This is a genomic window from Paenibacillus xylanivorans (genome assembly GCF_001280595.1).
Taxonomy (GTDB): domain Bacteria; phylum Bacillota; class Bacilli; order Paenibacillales; family Paenibacillaceae; genus Paenibacillus; species Paenibacillus xylanivorans.
Genome location: NZ_LITU01000012.1, coordinates 22,663 through 30,988 on the forward strand (window position 1 = coordinate 22,663; position 8,326 = coordinate 30,988).

Consider the following 8,326-nt stretch of genomic DNA (forward strand, 5'->3'; position numbering starts at 1 on the left):
AGCCATACCTGATTGTAAGGTAAAAGCTGTAAAAGGAATTCTCTTTTTTGTTACTTTTATAGTTTTATCCAAAAAAGGATACCCCAATATCCGTTAGATATGATACAACTAAATTGTCAATAAGTTCATGTGACAACGAATAAAAACGAAATGAGGCTGTTACAATCCATGAAGACCCCCCATTCCAGGCAAAACGAATCCTTCTCCGCGCGCAGACCCGTGCTGACGGTAGTCGTTATTGAACTGCTTCTCTTGCTGGCGGTATTCGCGGCAGGAGCGGTTGCTACCGTGAAGCAACTGGACTACACATCACCAGTATTGATGTCGTTTACTCCAATTGCCCTCGTGCTCATTATTTATCTCACCCTGCGCCGCAAATGGAGAGAGACAGGATTTCGCTCCTTAAGAACCGTCCCGGCAAGTCATGCAAAGTATTATATTCCGCTACTCCTTGTACTGGGTACTCTTGCGCTGAAAGGATTTACAGAATTAACCTTGTCCAAGGTCGTCTTTTTTATCTTTTTCACCTTGCTTGTCGCCTTTGTGGAGGAAACCATTTATCGTGGACTTATTTTCAAAACTTTGCTTCGTAAGAGTGCGGTTGCGGCAGTTGTCACTTCAAGTGTTTTATTTTCAATTACACATATCATGAATGCATTATCCGGTCAGAGTATGGCAGATACGATTCTCCAACTGATCTATGCACTGCTGCTTGGAGCAGCGCTCGCGCTGTTAATGTTGAAAAACGGAAATATCGTACCGCTTATCCTATTTCATTTCATACATAATTTGATTCAATTTCTTGGTAATGATCGGCAAGATGCCGGAACATTTCCCTACGATATCTTCATATTGATTGTGTTGGTAGCTTATTGCGTGTGGCTGACGTTTAGCGTTCGAACAAAGTCATCTTCTTCAGAGGGTAGTACTTCGGGGAGTTCGGTGGTTCATTAAAAGGGTCGGGATACAGTTGCTGTATAACTCTGTTTACCGCCAGCCATGGGATCGTGGTATACTTCAGTCTGGCGGTACGACAGGCTTGTTCATAATCGGAAGTCCGTCCACCCGTACAATGGATAGATAAATAGGTGATATTGTGGAAAAGACAGCACAGGCCGTGGCTGAATGGATGGTACAGGAGATTAAATTCACCGGTACGCTTCATCAGGAAGCTGCAATTGAATATGTAAAGTCCAATTTTGGGGAAGAATTTGTATTTGTGAATGAGAATGGAAATACTTCTTTATCTAAAGAAGTGAAGAAAACGTTCCGCAAGCTACATGGTGGGCAGATTGCATGGGATCGAGATGCTTTTATGTGGGCATGGACCTAGTGTGTTATCAAGTTATTCGTTGAAGCTTTCATGGACGTATTGGATATGTATGTCAAAATATTTTAAAGAAAATGTATAAGTTGGTTCGGATCTGCATATCCTTTCATAAGGCCGAATAAGCGGCAGGGCAAGCACCAAACCCTGTTCCAGCGCGCGTGAATAACATGTATTTCCAAAGCTGTTTGAAAAGAAAATACAAAGATTTGCTTTTTGGTGGAAACGGAGTTATAATAAAAACAAGTTGTAGAGAGTGGAAAACCTAATTCACATATTGTAAAGGGCGATCACTTATAGGTTATGACTGGTACCTTTTTCAATGTGTGAATTTTTATTTGCTTGCTGCAAAGAACAAAGGAACATGTTAATCTTTATTTGGAGGTGTAATTCACATGCAAAACGGAACAGTAAAATGGTTCAACGCTGATAAAGGCTTCGGTTTCATCGAAGTTGAAGGCGGAGAAGATGTATTCGTACACTTCAGCGCTATTACAGGCGAAGGCTTCAAAACGCTGGACGAAGGTCAACGCGTGCAATTTAAAATTGTACAAGGAAACCGTGGTCCTCAAGCAGAAGAAGTTGTAAAACTGTAATTAAAGCATAGCTGCCTTTAACATGTTATAATGGTAAAGGCAGCTTCTTTTTTTTGAGCAGTTATAATGAAAGTCGGCCCAATAGTTGTCGAGATAGAAGTCCTTACGGGACGAAACTTCCGCTAAGTAGTGGCTTCTGTGAAATAACGTCGGATTAGATGTTTTCCATAACAAAGGGGGTAGAAGTCATGTATAATCGCAAAAAACCGTTGGAAGAGATTCCACAAGCGGATGCGGCAATCTGGGAATGTACGAGTGATACGTGCAAAGGATGGATGCGGGACAATTTTGCGTTTGATAACGTACCTACTTGTCCGATATGTGCTTCTGAGATGGTTAGCACGACCAGGATGCTGCCATTGCTTGAAAATTCGAATAGTAATCTGAAAACGATGCCTAAAGGAAATCGGATTTAACATAGCTTACCCGCCTCTAACGAGGTGTTTTTTTTTAAGTTGAACCTGACATCTTGTACAAAGGTAAGGGTATTAAATATGAAGTTCCCGGCATTCGTTTTGGCGAATGCCTTTTTTTATGCCGTTTTCTCCAATATTTCGGATAATTAAATGGAAATATATAATGTATTTATTTAATCTAGGGATTTTTCCGGTACGTAATCTTAAGTTTATACAACCTGAAGCAGTGGTTGCAGAAGAAATTTTAAGCTGCGATATACAAAATAAAAGCAAAGAACCTCATCGCATGTAGCGAGAAGGTCCTTTGCTTTTTGTCATACACGTACTTGATACTTACGTTTGTCTGGAGAGTTTAGATGAACAGGAATGGAAGCAGGAACAGCGTTGCTACCAGAGCCAGCTCAATCCCTGCTCCAGAGCGGTGACCCCCGAAACCTCTACCGTATCCTCCACCGTATCCTCCATATCCGTAAGCCGAGGATTTAACTTTCTTTGCTGCAACTGCGTTTTTTTTGCCGCTACTTAAAATTTGCTGTTTGGATTTGACTGAACACAGCCGTGGTCCTTCGAAACATCCGTCCAAATAAACTTTGCCATCACGGCATTGACCAAGCGTACCATACATATGCTTACCGTCGTTCATAACGAGACAAACGGAACGTCCAATGTGCGGAGACACCGTCTCTTCGCATACCCGGTTAATTCTGTACATGCATATCCCCCTCAATAGTGCGGTTGCCGCTTGAAATCAACGGTTTGTATATCATAGTAAAAAGAAGACCGATTGGTATGGACGAGTACCCGGAAATTAGATGGGGAGGAGCCTTTTTTGTATCTGCTCCATACACTGGAGGGAGTGAAAAGGGAGGGGATGTCATGGATTATCATGATTTGCTAGCCCGGCTTGGAGAAGGGAGTGCCCATCCGGGAGGGTTTACAGCAACGATGCAGCTGTTGGATACGCTGTCTCTGCCTGCGCATAGTAAGGTGCTGGAGGTGGGATGTGGTACAGGGAGGACGGCTTGTTATTTGGCTCGAAACGGTTATCGGGTAACTGCGGTTGATCTTAATCGGCAGATGTTGGAGAAAGCGGTGCGGCGCGCAAGGCGGGAGCGCTTGGATATTCGTTTTATTCAGGCGGATGTGAAATCCTTACCTTTTGCGGATCATTATTTTGATGTGGTATTTGTAGAATCCGTCACTATTTTCACCCAGTGGCGAAGTGCTCTTGCGGAATATAAGAGAGTATTGAAGCCGGGTGGTCTCTTTATTGATCGGGAGATGGTGTTATCCGGAAGGAAAACAGAGGTGATGAGCCGTAGGCTGAAACAATTTTACGGAATAAGGACACTGGCAACCATGACCGCATGGAAGAAACGTCTCAGACAGAGTGGATTTATTGGAGTCTTGGTCAACGAACAATCCCGTTCCATGGGAAAGTGGGGCGTGGATCATGATCCTCATCGGGAGATGGATATGAGTTTGTTTGAGGATGAGCATGTACAGCGTATGGGTCGCACTAATGATCGTTTGCTTGCGAGATATGGCAAAAGACTGGGTTATGCGGTTTTTGAAGCAAAGACATCAATGGATAAGGGTAGTAAACAGAAAGAGTAGGGTTGCCTGTTTGCAGAGAGAGTGCTCCATTAACGGATTTGAAAATGTTGGTTGATGCCAAACCTGGCATCTAAAAAAGCAACCCACTCGAAAGTGGATTGCTTTTTCTTTGTTCTCGGACTCTGTATCCAATACAGTGAGTGTGAAGATACGTTCAATCAAGACTTGGGTCAATCCATTACAACATATCGTTGTCGATAATGCGCCAGTGGTGCTTCAGCAGGGCTTCCAGTTGTGGTTTATCCTTGGCTCGAAAAGCGCTTAAGATTTGGCGGTGTTCTTCATTTACTTCATTAAGCACACTGGATAGCCTCGCCTTGTTGTCGCTAACATACGACTGGCGAATAAAGCTGTTTTTTAATGTGTTTAACATCTCGATGACAGTGGCGTTGCCGCAGCGCTGGATGTACAGGTTATGGAATTGATATTGATTTTTACTGTAAGCAGCCAGATCAAGCTGGGTAATATCTTCATCCATTCGTGCAACAAGGGCCTCCATCTCCAGGAGCTCTGACGGTTTGAGGTGCTCTGCTGCAAGCGTAGCAGCAAGTGCCTCAAGCGCACCAATGGCCTGAGAGAACTCGAGTTTTTTGCCAGCATCAAAAGGAGTAACGATAAATCCCCTGCGTGGGATATATTGCAGAAGATTGTCAGAAGCGAGCTGGAATAAGGCTTCCCGAGTAGGTGTGCGGCTGATGTCCAGCTTTTTGCATATCTCCGCTTCATTAATCTTCTGATTGGGGAGCAATGTCCCGTCCTGAATTTTCTGTGCAATGTAATCGTAAACGTGATCTTTCAAGGACCGGTATTTGGGTGCCTCCATACCGAATCCCCCCTTCTTTATATAGTGATGATTGGATGTGTGAGGGTCTAAGCCCTGTAATGGTGCGCCGTTCGGGAGTTTCAAGTTTTTATCATCTTAACACCGAGGGGGGAGTTGGGCAAGCAAACTTAAGCTGTACTCGTTAGAGCTGACGAAGGAGACGCGTTGGCCTCACTGGATGATTTGTCGGGCAAACAGTGCCATAATTCCCGAATTAATTCTCGAATTGCAGACTGGGCGGGTAGATGCGCTTATTCTGGAGAAGCCAGTTGCACAGCAGCATGTAAAGAATCAGGAGGGACTGGTTGTTGCATACGTGAAGATTGAACAGGCAGAGGATGAAGGGGGAGTGGCAATCGCTGTTAAAAAAGGCAATCAGGAACTCGTTGATCAGATCAACAGTACGCTGGAGAAGCTCAAAATGGGTGGAGACATCGAACGCTTCGTCGTTGAAGCGAATGAGATGTTAGGCGTAAACCGGGCGAGTAGGGATATGCCGTGATTTAGATTTCTCCTTTCTATCGCAACATTGGCAGGATTATGTGCGTGGCGCGTGGGTAACGTTGGAGCTTTCCATTTTTTTTTTTTTTTTTGCTGTTTCGTACATTGCTGGGAGTCATGGTGGCACTACTTTTCCGGCTATCGGCAATGAATTCATTTTTATCATTAAAGATTCCTCGCTTGTTTCCATGATAGGGATTGCTGAGATTAACTATACAGCCAGAGCTGTTCAAGGGGGGGCGCCTTCCAGTCGCTTGCCCCCCTTGTTGCTGCTGCCCTCTATTTTGTGATCACATTTACGTTGGCCAACCTGCTTACCTGGCTGGAACGCAGGCTTTCAATATCCCGATAACGTTAAATTAGGTGATAGCGGAAAAAGTAAGCAGGAGTCGTAAATGGTCGTGGCGAAGCATACATTGATATTGTATTTTGTATACAATATAATAAAAGAGAGGTGCTGGGAGTATATGTCAGATTCGAAAATGTTAATGGATTGGTCGGAACGTTATGCTGCACCTAATTATCATCCGCTCCCTATCGTCATAGAGCAGGCGGAGGGAGTATGGGTTGAAGACCCGGAAGGTCGCCGTTATATGGATATGTTAAGTGCATATTCGGCATTGAATCATGGGCACAGACATCCAGCAATCATTCAGGCGCTGAAGGATCAGGCGGATCGGGTAACATTAACATCACGGGCATTTCACAGCAGTGCGGCATCACTTTTTTATCAGAAGCTCTCGCAATTTACAGGTAAAGCCAAAATTCTTGCCATGAACACGGGAGCTGAAGCGGTTGAAACAGCCGTGAAAGCAGTACGAAGATGGGCGTATCGCTGCAAAGGTGTACCGGAAAACCAAGCTGAAATCATCGTATGCTCAGGCAACTTTCATGGAAGAACACTGACCGTCACCTCTTTCTCATCTTCAGAAGAGTACAAAAAAGACTTCGGACCGTTCACACCCGGATTCAAAATCATTCCTTATGGTGACATTGAAGCGCTGAAGCTGGCGATCACACCGTACACGGCCGCTTTTCTTGTGGAACCTATTCAGGGGGAAGCCGGTATTGTTATTCCGCCTGAAGGATATCTTGCTGAAGCCTTTACGCTATGTAAACAGCATCGGGTGCTGATTGTGGCGGATGAAATTCAGACTGGATTCGGAAGAACAGGACGCCGTTTTGCCTCTGATTGGGAGGGGATTGAGCCGGATATCTGGATTATGGGTAAAGCGCTGGGTGGGGGAGTGATGCCCATCTCGGCTATTGCTGCTAATGCAGAAATACTGGATTTGTTTGAACCTGGTTCTCATGGCTCCACATTTGGGGGGAATCCACTCGCTTGTGCCGTGGCTGTCGCAGCATTGGAAGTTCTGGAAGAAGAGAAGCTTGCAGAGCGCTCAGAGCGTTTGGGGAACTATTTTATGAAACAGCTTCAGGGGATTCACAGTTCGGCTGTGCGTGAAATTCGTGGTAGAGGGTTGTTCATCGGTGTTGATCTGCATGTACCTGCACGTCCATATTGTGAGAAATTAATGTCTGTTGGACTGCTTTGTAAAGAAACTCATGAGACAACGATCCGTTTTGCGCCGCCACTGACCATCACGGAGGCTGAGATCGACTGGGCGCTGGAACGAATTGCTCAGGTGCTGGGTGACTGAATAAACCTTTCTTTCATTACTTCATATAAGCAGCGAAGGAGCTGACCTACATGGGAAACAATGATATGGAATCTGCAGGAACGCTGAATGCTTCTAATGAAACAAGCCAATTGCTTTTGCGTCACCATGATGTTGCCATCATTAAGGTTCCCTTTGGATTAGGCGGGGCACGAGGTGGCGCTGAGTTAGGTCCGGATGAACTGATTACAGCAGGATTGAAACGTGAAATTGCAAGCCTTGGGTTGAATGTATCAAAAGAGATCCGTGTAGATTGCCCCTCAGAGTCTGTTGCTCCGATTGAACGCAATCGTGTGAAATATTTATCTGAAGTTAGCCAGGTGAGCGAGAGAGTATGCAATGAAGTGTCTGGTGCGATAGCAGGAGGTTCTTTTCCACTTGTTCTGGGTGGGGATCACAGTGTAGCCATAGGCTCTCTCGCCGGGTTGTCAGCACATTATTCCAATCTGGGTGTGATCTGGTTTGATGCCCATGCGGATTTGAACACAGAAGAGCGTAGTCTTTCTGGAAATATGCACGGGATGAGTGTAGCTGCTGCTTTGGGGCATTCTGCATTTAACTTGTCTCATATTCCTGGTGCGGGGCCGTTCGTTGATCCTTCCAATCTGGTCTACATTGGCTTGCGTGATCTGGACGTATATGAGAAGGAACAAATCCGGGCACTTGGCATCAAAAGCTTTACGATGCACGATATTGACCGGATAGGGATACAACAGGTTGTTGAACAAGCGCTGGCTGTAGTCGGGGAAGGGACGGATGGTATTCATATTAGCTTTGATATGGATTGTCTTGATCCTCGTGAGGCTCCGGGTGTGGGTACGCCGGTACCAGGGGGATTAAATTACCGTGAAGCTCATTTCGCACTGGAGCTGCTTGCTTCGACTAACCGAGTCACGTCCATGGATCTGGTGGAGGTTAACCCGTTGTTTGATCAGAACAGGCATACGGCCCGCCTCGGTGTAGAGTTGATTGCTTCAATGCTGGGTAAACGGATCTTATAGTGACGGTAGCTATTTCGTGTGTGGATGGATTCGAGCTTATATAGAAGGTAAGGTCTGATCATATTAAGTTGAGGTTATATAAGAGCCAGGGCCGGTTTCATCCATACGATCTTCAAAAGGTTGAAGATGGGTAGGGGTGACTTCCCTGGCTATAGTTGCTGGGTGCCTTCTTGACTCTTGAACAGATGGAGGGTGAAGCCGACTTTATAGAGTAATGTTTGGTTATTGGTTAAGTGAGGTGTTCTGTTTCCATGAGGGGCGTTCAGTATTTATACGAGGAGCCCCTACTATAGAAGAAAGAGATTCTAGATTAGCTGATCGAGAATGAGTTATAAACATTATTGAAAATAAAGCTTGCGTTCCGAA

General features: G+C 45.1%; 11 protein-coding genes. 9 read left to right on the forward strand and 2 right to left on the reverse strand.

Annotated elements, in window-relative coordinates; translation table 11 throughout:
* The first annotated feature begins 168 nt into the window (after positions 1-168).
* From AMS66_RS01155 to AMS66_RS01170, 4 genes are all read left to right on the forward strand, one after another.
* Entirely contained in the window at positions 169-954 is a 786-nt protein-coding gene (locus AMS66_RS01155) for a CPBP family intramembrane glutamic endopeptidase (protein ID WP_053779081.1), read from the forward strand.
* A gap of 142 nt (positions 955-1,096) precedes the next feature.
* A complete protein-coding gene (locus tag AMS66_RS01160) occupies positions 1,097-1,333 on the forward strand; it encodes a DUF6953 family protein (RefSeq protein ID WP_053779082.1) in 237 nt (78 codons plus the stop codon).
* A 389-nt stretch (positions 1,334-1,722) separates the two neighbouring features.
* Entirely contained in the window at positions 1,723-1,923 is a 201-nt protein-coding gene (locus tag AMS66_RS01165) for a cold-shock protein (RefSeq protein ID WP_024633772.1), read from the forward strand.
* A 188-nt stretch (positions 1,924-2,111) separates the two neighbouring features.
* Positions 2,112-2,339, forward strand: coding sequence for a cold-shock protein (locus AMS66_RS01170; RefSeq protein ID WP_017691121.1), 228 nt, complete (start codon positions 2,112-2,114; stop codon positions 2,337-2,339).
* Positions 2,340-2,691: 352 nt separating this feature from the next.
* Here the strand turns inward: AMS66_RS01170 and AMS66_RS01175 are convergent, their stop codons facing one another.
* Entirely contained in the window at positions 2,692-3,051 is a 360-nt protein-coding gene (locus AMS66_RS01175) for a hypothetical protein (protein WP_053779083.1), read from the reverse strand.
* Between the two features lie 164 nt (positions 3,052-3,215).
* Between AMS66_RS01175 and AMS66_RS01180 the strand changes: the two genes are divergently transcribed.
* Positions 3,216-3,956 carry a class I SAM-dependent methyltransferase gene (locus AMS66_RS01180; RefSeq protein WP_053779084.1) on the forward strand — a complete coding sequence of 247 codons (741 nt, stop codon included), beginning with the start codon at positions 3,216-3,218 and terminating at the stop codon, positions 3,954-3,956.
* Between the two features lie 178 nt (positions 3,957-4,134).
* Here AMS66_RS01180 and AMS66_RS01185 read toward each other — a convergent pair whose 3' ends face one another.
* Positions 4,135-4,779, reverse strand: coding sequence for a GntR family transcriptional regulator (locus AMS66_RS01185; RefSeq protein WP_053779085.1), 645 nt, complete (start codon positions 4,777-4,779; stop codon positions 4,135-4,137).
* Positions 4,780-4,957: 178 nt separating this feature from the next.
* On the opposite strand from AMS66_RS01185, the gene AMS66_RS01190 reads away from it, so the two are divergent.
* The 4 genes from AMS66_RS01190 to rocF all read left to right on the forward strand — a co-directional run bounded on the left by AMS66_RS01190 (position 4,958) and on the right by rocF (position 7,960).
* Positions 4,958-5,281, forward strand: a complete 324-nt coding sequence (locus AMS66_RS01190) for a type 2 periplasmic-binding domain-containing protein (protein ID WP_053779086.1) — start codon at positions 4,958-4,960, stop codon at positions 5,279-5,281.
* A gap of 61 nt (positions 5,282-5,342) precedes the next feature.
* Positions 5,343-5,570 carry a hypothetical protein gene (locus AMS66_RS33320; RefSeq protein WP_236703058.1) on the forward strand — a complete coding sequence of 76 codons (228 nt, stop codon included), beginning with the start codon at positions 5,343-5,345 and terminating at the stop codon, positions 5,568-5,570.
* 177 nt (positions 5,571-5,747) lie between these two features.
* Positions 5,748-6,941 (forward strand): ornithine--oxo-acid transaminase, encoded by a 1,194-nt coding sequence (locus tag AMS66_RS01200; protein ID WP_053779091.1) that lies wholly within the window; start codon positions 5,748-5,750, stop codon positions 6,939-6,941.
* Positions 6,942-6,991: 50 nt separating this feature from the next.
* On the forward strand, positions 6,992-7,960 hold the full coding sequence (rocF, locus tag AMS66_RS01205; protein ID WP_082350511.1) for an arginase: 969 nt from the start codon (positions 6,992-6,994) through the stop codon (positions 7,958-7,960).
* Positions 7,961-8,326: the final 366 nt, after the last annotated feature.